General features: G+C 47.2%; 12 protein-coding genes. 3 read left to right on the forward strand and 9 right to left on the reverse strand.

From position 1 onward, the window contains the following. Positions 1-157: 157 nt before the first annotated feature. Positions 158-418: a hypothetical protein gene (locus RNAN_RS12625; protein WP_040552121.1), complete on the forward strand. Its 261-nt coding sequence runs from the start codon at positions 158-160 to the stop codon at positions 416-418. Between the two features lie 50 nt (positions 419-468). Here the strand turns inward: RNAN_RS12625 and RNAN_RS12630 are convergent, their stop codons facing one another. Genes RNAN_RS12630 through RNAN_RS12640 form a run of 3 tightly spaced genes read right to left on the reverse strand, consistent with a single transcriptional unit; the run spans position 469 to position 5,771 of the window. Continuing rightward, a complete protein-coding gene (locus RNAN_RS12630) occupies positions 469-825 on the reverse strand; it encodes a hypothetical protein (RefSeq protein WP_040552122.1) in 357 nt (118 codons plus the stop codon). Continuing rightward, complete coding sequence (locus RNAN_RS12635) at positions 822-4,265, reverse strand: conjugal transfer protein TraG N-terminal domain-containing protein (protein ID WP_008222353.1); 3,444 nt, start codon at positions 4,263-4,265, stop codon at positions 822-824. Before RNAN_RS12635 ends, RNAN_RS12630 begins: the two co-directional genes overlap by 4 nt. Before the next feature lie 12 nt (positions 4,266-4,277). Continuing rightward, the gene (locus RNAN_RS12640) at positions 4,278-5,771 is read right to left on the reverse strand and encodes a conjugal transfer protein TraH (protein WP_369403267.1); all 1,494 of its coding nucleotides are present in this window, start codon (positions 5,769-5,771) and stop codon (positions 4,278-4,280) included. Positions 5,772-5,942: 171 nt separating this feature from the next. Here RNAN_RS12640 and RNAN_RS12645 point away from each other — a divergent pair, with 171 nt between their 5' ends. Continuing rightward, a complete protein-coding gene (locus tag RNAN_RS12645; protein WP_008222356.1) occupies positions 5,943-6,818 on the forward strand; it encodes a hypothetical protein in 876 nt (291 codons plus the stop codon). Further along, positions 6,815-7,249 carry a transglutaminase-like domain-containing protein gene (locus RNAN_RS12650; protein WP_040552123.1) on the forward strand — a complete coding sequence of 145 codons (435 nt, stop codon included), beginning with the start codon at positions 6,815-6,817 and terminating at the stop codon, positions 7,247-7,249. Before RNAN_RS12645 ends, RNAN_RS12650 begins: the two co-directional genes overlap by 4 nt. 331 nt (positions 7,250-7,580) lie before the next feature. On the opposite strand, the gene RNAN_RS12655 is transcribed toward RNAN_RS12650, so the two are convergent. From RNAN_RS12655 to RNAN_RS12680, 6 genes are all read right to left on the reverse strand, one after another. Beyond that, complete coding sequence (locus RNAN_RS12655; RefSeq protein WP_000901446.1) at positions 7,581-7,850, reverse strand: hypothetical protein; 270 nt, start codon at positions 7,848-7,850, stop codon at positions 7,581-7,583. Positions 7,851-8,698: 848 nt separating this feature from the next. Next, positions 8,699-8,995, reverse strand: coding sequence for a hypothetical protein (locus tag RNAN_RS19155; RefSeq protein ID WP_023888852.1), 297 nt, complete (start codon positions 8,993-8,995; stop codon positions 8,699-8,701). Between the two features lie 3 nt (positions 8,996-8,998). Then, positions 8,999-9,871, reverse strand: a complete 873-nt coding sequence (locus tag RNAN_RS12665) for an integrase domain-containing protein (RefSeq protein WP_001747917.1) — start codon at positions 9,869-9,871, stop codon at positions 8,999-9,001. A gap of 1,061 nt (positions 9,872-10,932) precedes the next feature. Beyond that, positions 10,933-12,588, reverse strand: coding sequence for a UvrD-helicase domain-containing protein (locus RNAN_RS12670; RefSeq protein ID WP_008222364.1), 1,656 nt, complete (start codon positions 12,586-12,588; stop codon positions 10,933-10,935). After that, on the reverse strand, positions 12,585-14,513 hold the full coding sequence (locus tag RNAN_RS12675) for an ATP-dependent nuclease (protein WP_008222366.1): 1,929 nt from the start codon (positions 14,511-14,513) through the stop codon (positions 12,585-12,587). Before RNAN_RS12675 ends, RNAN_RS12670 begins: the two co-directional genes overlap by 4 nt. A 77-nt stretch (positions 14,514-14,590) precedes the next feature. After that, entirely contained in the window at positions 14,591-17,134 is a 2,544-nt protein-coding gene (locus RNAN_RS12680) for a S8 family peptidase (RefSeq protein WP_008222368.1), read from the reverse strand. Positions 17,135-17,149: the final 15 nt, after the last annotated feature.

Raw genomic sequence — 17,149 nt, forward strand, 5'->3', positions numbered from 1 at the left:
GATAAAACTAGGGTTTCAATTCCTTTCTATCACGAAAGTTCAGATATGCAATGCCAAGCACTGTGTTTTTTTACAGTATCATTTTTTGATACTTTGAAGACTTGCAGTTTCAGGTAATAATGAAATATTGGTCATAGAATGACCGGAGGTATTCAATATGAAACGTATATTTGGATGGAGCATAGTGCTGGCAACTTTGTTCGCTGCATACAAAATTGCTGGAAACGGAGGGCTTATTTTGTCCTTAATTCCATTAACTATTCTTATCGCCATTTTTGCGAATAGACATCCCAGAGACGCGGGTTCACAAGGTGTCAATTTTCAGGAATCGGTTAACTTTGATGACCAGGAAGACGTTAGTCTTCCCATTCCTGATACTTCGGATACAGGGTCTGACTGGCGGGGAATACCTTATTGAAAGAACTTGCGTTACGCAGCGTCTTTCCTGTCAGTCTTCCCCGCCGGTGATTAACCTTCAACTCGAAGGATTAGTTTGCCATCCCTGCAAGCCAGTGCAGGGTGGCGCTGGGCTCGACTAAGCCATCCTCTCAATAAATGCTGACAAATACCTGTTTCCCTACTGGCGACCTTTAAGGCTTCAGCGCTGGTCACCAGGGCATCAGCAGCTCGCTCCACTGGAGTTACAAGCCAATCCCCGTGGCCTTCCAACATCATCAGTTTCAGCGTATTGATAACCAAGGTCGGAGTAATAGGACCGCAAACTTTATGAGCCTCCAACAAGCTATCCATGCTTGCCCATACCAGTTCCAATTCGTCCTGAAGCTGGCGTTCCCGAAGTTTCAGTTGGACCAGTGCCGTATTCATGAACCACCTCCTTGCTTAACTGCAAAATAGCGCGAAACTGGAGCCAGATAACCCCCGGCCTGCTCTCGTCCGGCTCCAGCAGCTGACTCAATGATATCCGCTGTTTTGTTGGCCAAGGCGTCATCGCCCATTTCACTCCGGAGTTGAGCCCGATATTCCTGTTCCTTTCCATCGCTTGCGCCCAAGATGGACGAGGCAAACAACCGTGCACCCGCATCCGAATGGAGGCCATGCTCTTGTATCGCGGTCTGCATGGCCAAATTACGAAACTCATCTCCGTACTGCTGCACAAAGGCCTGTGCATGCTCTGCACCTGCTTCGCTCGCGCTAGCAAGCGCTGCCGCGAAGAACATTCCACGCTCGCGAACCGACATGCCCTTGGCCGCCTCGGATAGATCCGATTTTCCAGTGAGCCATTCCTTGGCTGCATAGAAACCGGATACGCCTGCTCCGATAATGTCCCTACCCAGGTTGGCCGCACCAGTAGCCAGGAATCCTGGAAGGCCGTACTGATCTTTGATGTACTGATCTCCCTTATGTGCGTCGGCAATAAACTGATCACGCTGCTCGGGCGTCATCCGTGCCAGTTGGTTCATCGAGTTGGCAAAGTCATTTGAGAATCCATCCATGGCCGCCCCTGAGCCGCCAACGATCTTGTCGAAGAATCGACCAGCCCCTTCAGACGAAGCAAAGATATTGGATGCGGTGGATGGTTCTACATTGGAGTTCATTATCTGCGTTCTCAGTGACCCCAATCGCTCATCCTGGAACGACTCCTTTTGATTGGCATGAACGTCCTGTACTCGGCTCATATTCTTGTCATGCTGCTGGAAAACCGCCTTTTCACTAGGCACACTGCCATAGGCTTGGGTACGCTGCCTCTCGTTCATACGACTGGGATCTTGGAGTTGCAGGGTGTTGGAAAGGCCGGTGATTGCCGGAGCTTGCTGGACAAGCAACTGGTTCTCGTTAAACCGCCCCACACCCTGTGTGACGACACCACCAGTAGCCGCCGAGATAGCCTCAGCCGCAACAGCCTGCTCGACTCCCTTGCCTGAATTCAAAAGCGCGTATATTTGTCCACCGGCTAACGCCTGCGCGGAGTCCATTCCCAGTGCCTGATAAAACCGTGCTTTTTCGGCAGCGGCCTGACGAGTCTCTGGCGACGCCATACGCATTCCATTCTGTAACATGGTGCTTGCGGCTGGACTACCGACGGTAGAGGCCGCCAATGCCCGCATATCCATTTGACTAGCCGTGCCAATTGAACTTTGAGCGGAGGAAAGGCGCTGATACGTATTTTGAGCGCTAACGGCTTGTGTCGCGGATTGGGAAAGTTGCTCGCGTTGTTCCTCACCCAATGAATTGGTGAACCGCTGGCCTGACTCAGTGTTGGTTTGTCGCGCCAGATCTTGGGTCAACGCTGCGGAATCATCCTTGGAAAAGCCCAAATTCTTTGCCAGTTTATCCAGATCCGTGGTCAGTTGCTGACGCTGATCCATCGTTCTGGACTCAGCAGATCCCGAAACATCTCCCTGTACTTTCAATGGTGCGTCTTTGCCAACTGCTCCTGACTTCGCAGCGATTCGACCTATTGGCCCACCAATCACCGCAGCAAGCTTACCTGCATCAACTGATCCTGAAGCCTTCATAGCTATGGCACCAGCTATGGCATCAGTGTGCGTTTCGGACAAACCGTACTGTCGTGCGTAATCCTGAGCCTGACCGTAAATTGCCTTGGCCTGACTCGAATCGGATGCCCTAAGAGTTTGGCCCAACCCCTGCAACCTGGCGTAGCTCTGTTCAGCCGATGCCCCGGAGAAAACCGAGTTTGATAGCTGTTCGGAGAAATTCCGCGTAGCTTGGGCAGATGCGGCCTGGCTGCTGCTAACCACTGAACTCAGGGTTTGTCCGATGTTCACCTTATCGACAAGCGACTCAGCTCCTGAGGCCATGGCACCACTGAACTGGTTATACGAGAACGCCGGTTGGCCTTTCATTACCGGATCTTGCTGCAGAAGATCAGGCGTTTGCATTTTCTCGTTTACGTGGTCGCCGCCGTTGATGCGCGAGGCTAGGCTGGTAAAGGCATAGGTGCTACCAGTGACGATGAACAAGGAAATGATCGGCGTAGCAGCGGCCAACATCCCACCCGTTGCGATCCAGTGTTGCAGCACGTCACCTGTCGATGACAGCGCATACATAGAGTCCAGCCCGGAGCTACTCAGGCTGGACATCTCCTTGGATGCCGCCGTGTGAACAAACAAGTTGATAATGGACAGAACTGGCATCCAAAGCTGAATCCAAAGGATGGTCTGTACATATTTGCCCGCCAGTTGGAGACCAAAACTCCCCATTACGATGATAAAGGCAATGATCGGAGTGATCGCGTAGATGAACCCTTCGAAGAAGGTCAACATTGGGCGAACCACCGTCATGAACATGGACTGTTCCGCCGCCCACTGGGTATTCCTCTGCTGAATGGCCTGGTTAATCATCAGCGCGGAGCCGTAGTCCTGTAAGTCCTGATAGCGACCAGCGGCAGCCTCGTAGTAAAGGGGTTCCAGCACGGCAGCCTTCAAATAATCGATGGATGATGTTGTCGAAGCTCCCATGGCTTGCAGCGAATCGCCGATTTTGGTGATCGCGTCATCGCCGGCACTGGTATCGATTCCCAGCAAGTTGTTCAAGGCATCAACCACCACAGGGCTATTCAAGTTTTCAGTGGCGTTACTGATGGCGACCCAACCGTCAGTACAGGTGTAATCGGCTCCATCGGGGTTAGATACTGAGAGATAAAGACGAGTCCCATAAAGTTGTGAGTTAAACCGAAGCGCTGTGTCTGTTGGACGATTCATGAGTTCATCCAAGGACATCAATCTGAGGTCAACCTTGGTTAGAGTGCATTCTCGGATGTAGTTGTTCCAGGAAAGGCGCACATCTACGTATCCACCGCCATTGGCAGCATTGAGGGCGGTGAAGACTCCGGTATCATAAGCTCTTCTGCGAACATCATTCAGCAGCTTCAAAGTCTCCGAGAAGTGGCTTTCCGTGACGTTAGGTACGATAACCCCATATCCGGTCTCGAAAAGGTTGGTAATGGTGTACCCAACATTGGAGATCATCCCCCCCGCAAAGCCAACCAATAGCGGGACGTTGGCAACGACACGCACCTCGCCTGTATAGGCGTCTTCAATAGTCACGGTCGTTGTGGGACCAAAAGAACAGGCATAGATGAGCCATCCCAGCAAAACCTGCTGGAAGTTGATCTGTCGAGCCCCCTGAAAGACAGACTGAATACAAATGATGAGCACTCCGAGTAACAAGCCAATGCTGACCATTTTCTCGAAGTCCCCGGTACCAGTAATCATGGATACCGCAATCAGGATTTGCTCCAGAAATGCGGAGTCACCGATCGAATGAATTGAAAAAGCTCCCATGTCAATTCTCCCTTAGTTCGTGCTGGGAGGATTGGACAAAGTAGCAAGCATGTATTTTTGCTTACGGATGTTGTCCAGAAGACTGTTGTATTTTTCTATCTGGCGGGCCAGATCTCCGTACTGGGATGACAAGATGGCGTATTCAGAACGGACTTGTTGCTGAGACTGTGACAGTAGTTCCAGCGCCTCCTTCTTGTAAGGAGATTCACTGTTCGCCAAGGAGATGCGGGCCGCCCGGAAGAACTCTTCTGTAAAGCTGTACATCATGGTCAAGGCGATGGCTCCTGAAGATTCCGTGGCGAACAGCGTCGCGCCATCGCGGGAGAGAACCGACAGGTTTCGGATGATGGTGCCTACGCCATTGGGGAGATTGGAAACAAAAGCCTTTTCTGCCCCGGTGAGTGTTCCGGAGTTTGTCGCATACTTGTAGATGACGCCAGGCGTGGAACTCGTTCCCAACAGCATGTCGGTAATCTTATTTTTAATTCCCTTCAGTTCTACTGATTTGGTGCCAGAGCCTCCAGAACCAGCCTCAAGACAGTTATTCGTGTCGCTACCACAAGAATAGATTTCTACTGTTCCGCCAAAGATGAGATCGCTAAGCGTAATTTTATTTCCGGGAAGAGATTGGATGGGATTGGTTTTCGACCCGGAACTAGAGGAGTTAGGATCATCTACAAGATCTCCAATGATAACAGTACCGGTCAATGACATGATTGCTTCCAGCAATGTATTGTCTCCATACTGAAACCATGATGCGGCACCATTCTTCTTAAATTGCTTCCAAAGAATGTTCCCAATTTGCTTTTCATATTCTTGCGGTGCATTTTGCTTGGTCGTTTCCGGAGCAGATACACCATCCTTTTCGCTGGTTGCCGAGAATATATCCTCATATAAACCTATTGCTGCCGACTTAATAATCCCCCCTGTTTTTTGTGCAACATCCAGCGACGACGCGGGATTGGTCACAAGCCCTTGCGCAAGCTGACAGGAATTACTTAAGTGTTGATTGAGCTCCTGAACTTTCTTCTGGAAGTTCTCAATCCATTTAGCCCCGTCTGGGAAAACATTATCGAGAGCAAGCTGGAACGCATAACCCTTCGCATTTGCCGCAACGGCCCTCATTAGCTGGACAATCTGATCAGCGTTAACAAAAGATAAAGACCCACCAAATAAATCCACACCACCACATCCAGCCTTCCAAGAAGGAGGGGCGAAACTCACTAGGTTTTCATCGAATATCTTCGTTTTGGATGTTAATCGCCCCCCAGAAATCACCCCTCGGCGCTGAGTCTCGTAAACGCCTGGTGGAGTAGTGTTGCTCATCTCGTTAAATAGCTTGTCCATCTGTGCTTGTAGTCCATTTGCGGCAACGTTGGCAGATGCCAAGGTCGCCGTAACGGAAAGAGAGACAAGAAGTATCTTTAAGGACTTTTTCTTATGACTCATTTCAACCTCAATTTGCGGATAGTCGTTGGCTCCAGAGTAACCAGCGATAATCGGCAAACCGAACGCTGTAAGTGTCCATTTTGGGCATCCTCTTACTAAATGTAGATAAACCTCATTAACTTTGTACGTTCAGAACATATTTCCATTTTTTTCAAGAAGATGCCTGCATGTTGTTGCGTTTTTGAAGACCTATGGCAACCTAATCCAATTGCTATAGGAGAAACCTCAATGACGAAGAAATTAACAGTAATAATTCTTGCAGCCGGACTGGCCTCAGGCTGCGCAACGACGACAAACAGCTACCAATACAAGGGAGACCATAGCCGCGCCTACAACTTAGCCCAGGCCGGAGGCCTGTACGACGCAAGGGATTACGACATCCCCAGGGATCAGCGAGACGGTGTTATCAGCAAGGGATGGGATGTAACGGGTGACGCACTGCTGTTCAATTCCGGACATGGGCTTGGATTGGACTGGGGCAAGTCACTAGGCTTGGGCTTGTTGACCAGTGCCTTTGCACCAAAGGGCGTTATGGAGCGAGACAGCGTATTTGGCTGGCTTCCGGAAACAAAAGCAGGTAATGCCAGAGAAGCCTGGGAACTGATGTCGAGTACTCTGCTCGATGGTATAGAGAAGACCTTACGGAAAGCGAATGTCAAATATGTTGTCGATAACAGGAACCTGCATCAGGACTTTCCTCTAATGTCGGAGTACATTTTTTCCTCGGTGCGAATTGTCGATCCCGAACATGGTTGCCCTGACTGGGAAAGTGCCAATCGAGACTATGACCAATCCTGTTACGTGGCCACGACCGTGTATGCCCCCACGGAAGAGCCACGAAAAGTGCCTGATTTCCTGATGGCCGGGCAAAATGGCTATGGCTTCTACGCAAATGATGAAGCGGATTACTCCCGCATAAAGGTGAACATCCCCAAAGGTTCCAACTTGGACAAGAACCAGTTGCTTGCAGGCATCAGCTATGAGCTTCCATCCTGGGCATTCATCTTTGTTGCATCGCAAAAGCTGGATACTGACGGCTACACGGCACCGGTGATCCTGACAACAGGGAAGGCCGAACTATTCATCACGCCGGATCAAGGATGAGCGTGTGGCATGATGCCCTGGAGATCGGTCTGCTTCATTTGGAGGAGACCGGCCTCTACTGTGATGGCATGACGTATGTGATCAGCCACCTGCTTCGGAAAGGCGGCATTCCCCACCGGTGCTTCATAGGCTATGTGAAAGACGAGAAACGTGGCGACCTGGTAGCGCCGCATTGCTGGGTAAAACTGGAGGGAGATGGTGATTGGGTTGTCGATCTCCGACTACGCACTTGGTTGGGAGATGATGACGAGGTACCTCATGGTGTGTTTCAAACGACTAAGTGGTCACGGTTCACTTATAAGGGAGAGCCTATGGTAGACATCAAGATGGACGAAGAGATAGTTGCTGCCATGACCGATGGAAAACTTTCACATGTGAAAGTTCCTGAACGCAACGATTACTCAGTACCGTTTTTACGGGATTTGTTATAGAGGTACAAACTTCCAAAAGTCACCACAGTAAAAAATGCCAGTAAGCTCAGCATTCCTATTGTAAAAGCGTCCATCTAGCTCTCCCAATCATTCGGTTCTATACTCTAACTTTACATCATTAAACGGTATATTCCAGTGGCAAAAACACTAGACCAGATCTTGGAGCATGAGAAGCCAGAAATTGTAGCCGAGGCCAGACGCAAGGCATCAGAGATGCTCCGCCTCTTGGATGAGCAAACGGCCAAGCAGGATAATGAAACCGATTCAGTAGATTCCTATCACCAGAAGTAGCAAAGGGCCAGACAAGCTGGCCCTTTGCTTTTCTCAGTAATTACATCACTAAGTACGGTTCATCGTTGTCGCTTTCAGCTATCGTCAAGTCAATAGTGAAAGTGATATCGATGCGCTCAACAGTCCGATTACACTCACGAGCATACTCATCCTGCAGGCTTTTAAACAGCGCTTCAGCTTCATCATGAGAAGTAGCTTCTACTGTTTCAACAGCCAACTCACCTTCTTTTTCAGTGTAGTTAACCCCACGATAATACACGCGGCCACACACATCGAATTGATGGATCTCTGTTTGATTTTGTCCCAACATATTAATTCTCCAAAAGTTTAATAGCCGGGACTTAGCCCAACCGGGCAAAGCACCCGGTTGGGTTATTTAATTAGGGATTAGGCTTCAGGCATGTTGCGTATAGTGAAGGACTCACAAACACCATGCCCGTAAAGCACTGCATTTCCCTGGGGATTTTGTTCCAAAAACTTGCGCGTGGCTTTGAGAGCTGCCCTATAACCAGCATCAGAAGGCTGATACTCTCGCGTTCGCTTTTTTTGGTTTGTCAGAATCAGTCGATACATAAAATCTCCCTCATCTTTGAGCTGACAATAATTTCCTGGTGGAACCTATTACAGCGCGTTCTGCAACCAGCTCCCCCTCAAGCGGAGCGCATTCGACAGCATCGGAGACTCTAGGTTGATGGCTACCGGAGGTAGCTTTCAACCATTCACCACACAATGAACTGCTATTAGTTACCAATGGGCTGACGACCCGTACAGGCCGCGTTTTTATCAATGATCGATATGCCAGAATCGAAGCCTTATTTAGTAGTTTGGCGACAATCGTAGCCCCGAAAGCAATAACGCCCACGGTAACAATCATGATCAAAACGAACGTAGAAAAGTACATAAACACCTCCAATTAGTTGGAATTGAAGGGGTTACACCGCATAACCGGTGAACCCCGGTTACGGGATAAATTGATAAAATGCTGTTTGTTTTCGGCGACCAGCTATCGCACATACTCAGCACGGAGCTGAAGTTGATTCAAATTTAACAGCTCATTTCTGAATCGACACGCGCTGTATTGGCCCTTTTTGGGCACATTTAAACAAAGCAGCGAACGGAAGGTCTTATTAAGGAATATGACATAGGCGTAGATGGCTTTTAATCAGCAGAGCCGGTGTTTTTTGGGCGCGGAGGCTCTCCAGGACGGTTAAGTAATTCCCACAAGAGTCGGAACGCATAAAAATGATCCCGCAATGTCGTGGTACTCAATCCTTGATGCCTTGTGTAATACCGGTGGATATGAGCTCTTCCAATTTGTGATGGTGCGTTGACTCCTTTTTCATTGGCGGCAATATCGTTTAGAGCCGCAATTAGCCTTTTTACCATAGCTCGTCGAGCTGTCTTCCCCCCATGCCGCACATAAACATGGCTTCTTTCTCTTACCCATTTTTCCATCAATTACCCCAAATAACTATTTGTCACATCGATGCGACCGTGACCCAATTCCAAAGCCACTTCAGATCTGATTTCTTTGTCCAGCATTTTGGCGTGAGCTACTGATACTCCAAGTTCTTTGGCTAAATATTCATAGTGCTCTCGCCCATGTTTAACACCTGCTTTTACCGGGCAATCAGCACGCATCAAAGTTTTGTAGCGCGTTTGAGCGTAGTGGTGCCGTTCGCCGTGGAAGTTCACCGGATGGCGGCCGATCTCCCGGTAGGCTTCTTGCCTGAACTCACGATAATTCTTCTCGGCGGGGATCATGCTGCGGCCATCCTGTATGGCGGCGGCTCGCTGGAGTGCCGTAATTTGAGCATCACTGGTGATCGGAACAGTTCGTGCCCGGCCCCCCTTGGTGCCATCTTTTATGCTCACGGAGCCAGTTTTCTCGGCCTCTCTTAGTGCTCTGGCTGCATCCAGCTTGGCCGATTCCTCGAACCGCAGACCGAAATTACGCTGTAGTTCCAGCAAAGTCCCAAGGCGCTCGGAGGCTGCCTCCATTGCGGCATTATGGGAAACATCCGAAACACTTCGGTCGCCAGAGGCTATACCTGAGCGCTTTGGAAGTCCCCCCTCGGAGACAGGATCTACACGTACCTGTCGGTCGCCGCGCGCAATCTCCATCACCCGGTTCACTGCGCTCAGGTAGTTCTGCGCCGTGGATGGAGCAATTTCGCCCCGCTCGTAGCGATCATTAAGGTGCGCCGCATAAGCGACCAAATGAGCCTTTTCTATATCCCGCAATTCCTTTATGCCCTGTTCGGACTTAATCCAAGCGCTAAAAACGCTCCATCGGTCATGAATAGTGGCTATGGACTGAAAACTCTTCATCCCCTCCTTGAGAGCGTTCAGGGCAGCCTTGTTTATATCTCGACTACGAAGGCCAAAATTCCGTGAATCCGGATTAGTCCGCTCTGAACGCATTGTTCCCCCTAACTCTGTTAATCAAAATTGTTATTTTGTTGGCCCGTCCGTATCCGGTGGTAAGTGAAACGCAGTTTTTTAATTAGCTCTGCATGCTAAGGCCAACGTTGGGATCTTGCCCAAACACAGGACAGTTAAACCCGATGTCCACGGTCATTAATTACGAACTGTACTGCTATGGAGCGAACTGCTCATTCCATTGGCTGGTCTGTTCCGACGGAACAAACTGCCAGCAGATCCGGCTGGTACTGTCGTGTCATTCTTTGGAAAGGAAAGCGCGAAGCGCGCCAACCGCCGAAGGCGGTATAATTCGCGCACATTCGTGCGCGGTGCGAAAGCCTAGAGCCCTTGAGGCTCAAGGCTTCCGTCGGGGGCTCTACCCCCGTCTCTGTTTACGCCTACGGCGACAGAGACGGGGTGGAGCATCGAGCAAGTTGGGTATTCCAACACTCGTCCTGATGTTGAGGGTGGTCCTCTTTGGTTTGGCAGCTCGGAATCGAGTACCAAGGACACGATATTGCTTTGAGCAAAATCGCGGTATGGAAGCCTGTTAACTTGTGCAATACACAAGCACAGGCAGCAGCATAACGCTGCAAGCATAATGATGATAAACATCGAGTTTTCCTCCGGGGAGATTGTTATAGATGGAGGAATGCCCATAGGGGACAGTCCCCCTGAGGGTTACGAAATGAAGGCAATCGCCTTAGTTTTGCAGAATGCTGTTTGAAGGCCAGCTACCAAAAACACTTTATATATTAATCAAACAGATAGAGCCGTCAAGCCCACCGTAAAGTCGCTTTACGGTGGCTTTTCAGTATCTTCTAAGCTCTGAGAATAAGCATCCACAAATCAAGAAGTCGCTTTTTGATTGGTTTTCAATGGTGGCACAGTAGATCTCAGTTCAATCTTTAAAGTAAAGTATCCAAAAGCGACTTTTGGATGCTGTTTAGATGTTTAACCGGGCCTAGCTAGATGGCTATTACGTAGCCCAAATACTCAGTTTGAGGGGTTCGTGCGGTATCCCATCTTTTATGATAATTAGCAGGTCTATCTCGCTCTTTTGCGTATGTAAGAACAAGCCGACGCTTGGCACGCGATACACCAACAAAGAAAGCACACCGATTAGCATCTTGATCCCCAAAGAATATTTCGTTCTCAACGGCCATAATTATCGTTGAGTCGAACTCCAATCCTTTGCTCTTATGGATAGTCAGAATACGCACAGCCTGATCATCAGAGAAACGAGTCAAGGCTTGAGGCAAATCGGGGGTAAGTTCAAGCAATTCTTCAATGTGCGCTTTGGTATCTCTCACAACTTCACCTAACCTAGCATGTGACTCATAGTCAGGCGAGAGAGCAACAAGAGTCTCCATTCCTATTTTCTTCAGAAAGCTACACACAGAATCCCACCATCCCGAAAACGGCTCATCCAACAGCTCGGTCATGGTGATGATTTTTCTCTGCTCCTTGAAGAAGCGTTGGAAGCTTTGCCTAGCGCTAGACTGCACCTCATCATCAGCAAAGGGAATCAATTGATTCATAAGCCGAATCCAAGCTTTGGGCTCTCGCTGGCCGTAGAGGCAGGACAAATAGTCAACAACGAGCCTCGCGGCAGGTTCGACAGTAATATCCTGCATCTCCTGCTCGTTCCGGTACGGTATTCCCCTAACTTCCAATGCCGCCATCAAGTGGTTGGCATAAAGATCTAGTTGTTTGGACACTAATACGGCAATTTCGGACAACGGAACCTTTTCATTTCTTATCCACCCGGCAATTAAATCGGCCAAATACTCAGCTTCCCCCTGTGCATTCTCGAATTGCCACGCGAAAACCTCTCCCTCCTCACCAGCAAGTTGGTGATCTGGCATAACGGAAGCTGGATCAAGCACACGAATTATCTCGTTCTGCATCCGAAGCAGGCGTGGTTTTGAACGAAAGTTTCGGTACATGTTTAGTGGTACGGCTGAAAAATCCTTAGCGAACGTTTGGAAAATTCCGTCCAAAGCTCCTGCCCATCCCATGATTTTCTGCTTGGTGTCACCGACAGCGGTAAGACGAATGCTTGTACTTTGGAAAGCTACCTTAACGAGTTCATATTGCTGATCCGTACAGTCTTGGAATTCATCCAAGAAAACATCGCTGTAAGTTTGGCGTATGGCATTTCTTGCGACAGCAGAGGCCTTGAGAATTTGAATTGCTAGCGGCACAAGATCATGAAATGTAATTTGCCTTCTTGTGACTTTTCTTTCGCCAATCGAATAATCCATATCCAGAGCATCATTACCAGTAAGCACTACTCGGAAGCGATCAATAATACGCTTTGCAAACGCATGAAATGTGTAGCTATCAAAACGGGAAGCCAATTCTTGTCCACAGCGTCGCTGGATTCGCTCCTTCAAGTTTTTGCTGGCGTCAACTTTGAAAGAAATAGCGAGTATTCTCTTCGGATAACGGCAGGTTCCGGTTCGGAGGAGGAAGTCAGCTCGCTGTGCAAGCATTTCCGTCTTGCCCGCTCCCGGCCCCGCAGTCAGTGCAAGACAGCGCGCTTCTTCCTTCGCAGCCAGCAGAGCATTGGGTTCAAGTGTTAGCCCATCCGAAGGCAACCATGCATCTACAGCAATCACTCGGGCAGCTCCGCAAGCTTGGCTATCACGGCATCTGCAAGTCGTCCAAATGATTTTGGTATATTAGACAGTAAATTCTTGTCACTAATTTGAGCCAAGGCATCTATATGCGCAGTGGGCTTGCTGCCCAATTTGAATCGCTTATGGTAAGTATTAAATAGCTTTCTTTCTTTTAGAGAATATTGCTTAGGATTATGATGAGAGTTTCCGAGAACCGCTTTAACAGTTGAAACTGTAGGTGCCTTGTAGTTTTCCTTAGAGTATTGTTCAGGAAAGGCTAATAACATTGAAAAATCTAAATCTAACGGCTCAGAAAAAAATATATTTTTCTTTTCAAGCTCTTTAAATAGATCCTTTGTACCATCTTCAAAAAAATGGTGAGTTCGGATAGGTATAGACTCATCATTCCAGGCTGAAATTATCCATGTATCAGGTAATGCATGAGCTGGAGTCAACTTTTTCAGTTGGTCATTTACATATTTAATACGCCCCCAACCACCATTATGTCTTGATACATCGAGATCCAGAAGCGTTATGTATGGAATCTCAAGCGCAGATAGCAGACGCCAAAAATGGTTAACATGTCTTCCTCCCAAGGGAGCAACCGTCACCGCAGATTCATCAACAGGTACCCCTTTCGCACTGAAAATACGTGGTAACACTATTTCTTCGCTATCCCCTTCACCCAAAACAACCAAACGTGAGAAGTAGATTTCAGGGAATGCTTGGACAGCCTCACGTACAAACTTGTGCGCTTCATCTTTTCTAGAGGGCAATTGGATTTTCGTAATTTTTGATTGCCGGGTTTCGGTAAGTCGAAGATATCGAATATATTCCGGATCGACACGTCGCAACATCGACGGAGCATGCGTAGCAATTAGGGCCTGAGCATCTTCGTTGCTCGTCATTGAGTTAAGAGCGCTAACAATTCTTCCCAAATAGTGAGGTGAGAGGCTGTTCTCTGGTTCCTCAAGGGCTATTAAAGTAAAGACTGGCGGACGCAACTTTTCAGGGTCAAAAGAGTCGTCCTCACCGGCAAGGACAGCACGACCAACAGCTTGAGATGAGAGAACCAACGATAGATAGAGCATCGACTTCTGACCGTCACTGAGTCGAGAAAAATCGACAAGATTGTCATCATGTCCAGGCGAGAATGATACGGACAAATGACGAAGCAACGCCTCGATCTCAGATGCCACAAAAGTAATCTTGGGATCTGTAAAGTAGCTACCTTTATGAAGAGTGCTCCATGTTTTCTTCAGGTGGGCACTAAAAGCATTGACCGATGGATTAGCAGCCAAACTCTCGCTAATCTGGTCGGTGAACCCTTTGACCTCTTCTCGTTCATTTTCCCAGTTCACGGCACGTAGCAATCGGCCAAGCAGCGCGTTCGTTCCGTATGCAATGTGGTCAGTCGGATCTCTTCTTGCGGGCAGATAGTGGACTTGTATGTGATTTCGTTCAGACCTGGGAACCGTTTGAGGATTTAGAGGTGAACCATCCGGGCCAGCTTCAAGCACATACACAAAAGTCTCATCGATATCCCCATCCAGGCCCATAGTGGCACTTAGGCGATATCGTACCCGAGGAATTCCGTCAGGGTCATCAAGGCGCATGTGACTGAAATGGGGAGCAACGGTCGAGTTATCTTCTTCATCCTCCAACTCGGGGAACACGAAGTCCGCCTCAATCCATAACTGCCTTTCTTCGGGCGCTTCTTGTTCATCGTGCGGGACATGGAAGTCTGAGCGCTGAATACGGCGTAATGATGGATCAAATGCAAACAGTCGGCACAAAGCCTGGAGTGCAGCAGTCTTGCCTGACCCGTTGGGGCCAATCAGATAGGTAATATTTTCCAGTGTCAGTTCTGTTGGTTCAGCACCAAAACTTTGAAAATTTGATATCCGAATACTGTGCAGTTTCATCCTTGCCTTCAACTCCTAGAAGTATTTTCTTGTCTTAAAATAAGACAAAGGAAATTAAACTCATGGCTTTTGGTAACTCAAGTTACAATTTCTATTGCGACCTGATTTTCTATTGCAACTTCAATCTGATTCTCTATTACAGAGTAAATATCAACACTCTCATCAGGTACTTCAATACTAATAAGAAGGCTAAACCGCACTCTATTTTCCCACCGCTCTTCTGCAGTTTTATATTTCCACCATCCACCTACTGGAAAAATAGCTATAGTATGCATATCAGCTAAATCTTGAGCACTACCAGTCCAGTGATCTGAATGAATTGAACCTCTTGTTCGAAGTTGACTCCCTAAAAACCACCCATCATTGTCACCTTCTGGTCCATCGTAATCATCCATATTTGCTAAACCATTAATGTAAGAACGGAAGTTAGCAATTGATTGACCAGGTCTGATAGTTTCAAACCTTAAACCATGAGATTGATAGCTATATCTTGTACGATAACCTCTCCTACCAGGATTAGGTTCTATGAAGTAAGATAAAGTAACTTTGAGTTTAACTTCTAACTCTGGCGGCAAATTTTGCAATTCCGCGAGAGGCCAGGGTAACTGATAAAGTTTCATTTGATTTAGTCTAGGATCAGATGACGCATTAGCATCTTGGGATTTGATAAATGGCTGAATTTCGCCCTCAGCGATCAAAGTAAGCGCATGGTCAGCACTATATCTGGCTCTATCAATGTTTGTTACACCATACCCAACCGTACGCAATAATGTTTCTTTTGCTACTTTAGGACTATGTACTGCACTTAATAAACCAAATCGTTCCATCATTCGTGGAGTCCACTCCGCAGAGTGAATTATCAAACCTCGTATAGTCTCGGGCCAAAGTTCAGGATACTCAGCTGTTAACTGAGCCGCACATCTCGAGACTAACGCACACGCAGCGCTTGTATCACTACCCCGCTCAAAAACCTGACCGGTAGTTTTTCCTGATGTTGTTAATAATCCAACAGTATCTTCATTACTGAGTTCAGTCTTATCAGGTGACAAAAGTCGATTACCACCTTCGGCAACTACATCTGGCTTAAATGGTGCTTGCTTTCTCCACGCCCAATTCACCGAAGAACGACTTGATGGAGCAACATCACCCGCCATTGCAAATGGTGACCAACCTTCAAAATATGGATCATCATTTGTGGTCATTTCTGTATATGCCCCAACAGTAATAGCATTCCATGCTTGAGCTGGATCTTCTATCTGCGCGAGATTGACTTGATCCCAGTAGTCTTGGTCAGGACGAATATCTAAGTTGTTACCGGCAGAAATAACAAAAAGTCTCCGCTTTCCATCTTGCATACCAGAAGTGAATTGATCAATTTCTGCAGACCATGAAGAAGGTCTGCCACTTTCTCTCTCATGATCAGACGTAACAGCAAGGCTATATACTCTATTTATATCAGGCCTATCTACTTCAAGTTTGGATGCTGTTCCTACCGTTATAGCCCCATATAAAAAGGGATCATTGTTGCCTTGCGGAGGTAAAATTCTTGCTGACTCAATAACATGTGATAGTTGGATAGCGCTATTTCCTAAAACGACATCCATCAAATTTCCAAATGCTGCAAGTCCTGCCTGCAAAGAACCATGCTCATTAAACGGCGCTAGTGCTTGATATTGATCGTATTTGGGCCAATCAGGATCCCAAGAAACAGAAAAATCATCACAGCACACTTTACTTAACAGCATGTTATTGTAATTAACACCAGTATCCAGTATTGACACACTGGTTGTTATATTATCTGAAAGAGATACTCGATCAGAAATACTCTTCAGCCACTCTTGTTGCTCTTTTGGTGAAGAGCTAATGATGGGAACTGGTGTCTCCTTCGCTTTCCGAATTTCTTCTAAATTTGAAATTAATTCAGGAGCTTTCTCTAGTTTGTTAACTGAGGCTTTAATAAGAACAACAAAAGAATTGAAAAATGATAGAGATGTGTTTCCTAAGCGACCATCAACTCTTTCAGCAAGAGACTCTGCTATTTTTTTAACGTCGTCTACGGTGTTACTTTTCAACCATAATTCCCACCAAACATCAAGATTCTTATCTGCAGGAAATAACTCTATAGGATCTGTCCAAAATGACTCCAAATTTGCAAGCCTGATCTCGGAAATGCTATCTATTAACGTATGATTTCGAGGAAAAGAAACGCCTTCCTTATTTGGTTTTCCATCTTTCTGAGGGTCTAAATACTGTTGTATTTTTTTAAGGAATGTATCACGTTTATCTTCGGGTATAAAAACTAACGCGAACTCTCTATCTCCTCTCATCTGGCAAGAACAGAGTTTAAAATCTCTGTTATCTAAACTATCTAATGGGAGCTTGCATCCATTAACTCCGATAATTTCAACATAAATACCAGAATCATCTGTGATAGGATTAATTTGTTGTTTTCTTTTTTGTTCGTAAGCATTTATTAAATTCTGATATAAACCAGCCAAATAACTTCCATGTTGGTTTCTATCTCGACTAGGAACACCTGAATTTCGACCAGGCCTTTTAGATTTAAAAGGTTCGTCAATGAAAAACCGAGCCACATCTAAATGCTTCCTTTTAGAAACCATATAATTCCCTTATAT

It is taken from the genome of Rheinheimera nanhaiensis E407-8, from assembly GCF_000296695.1.
In the GTDB taxonomy this organism is placed as follows: Bacteria; Pseudomonadota; Gammaproteobacteria; order Enterobacterales; family Alteromonadaceae; genus Alishewanella; species Alishewanella nanhaiensis.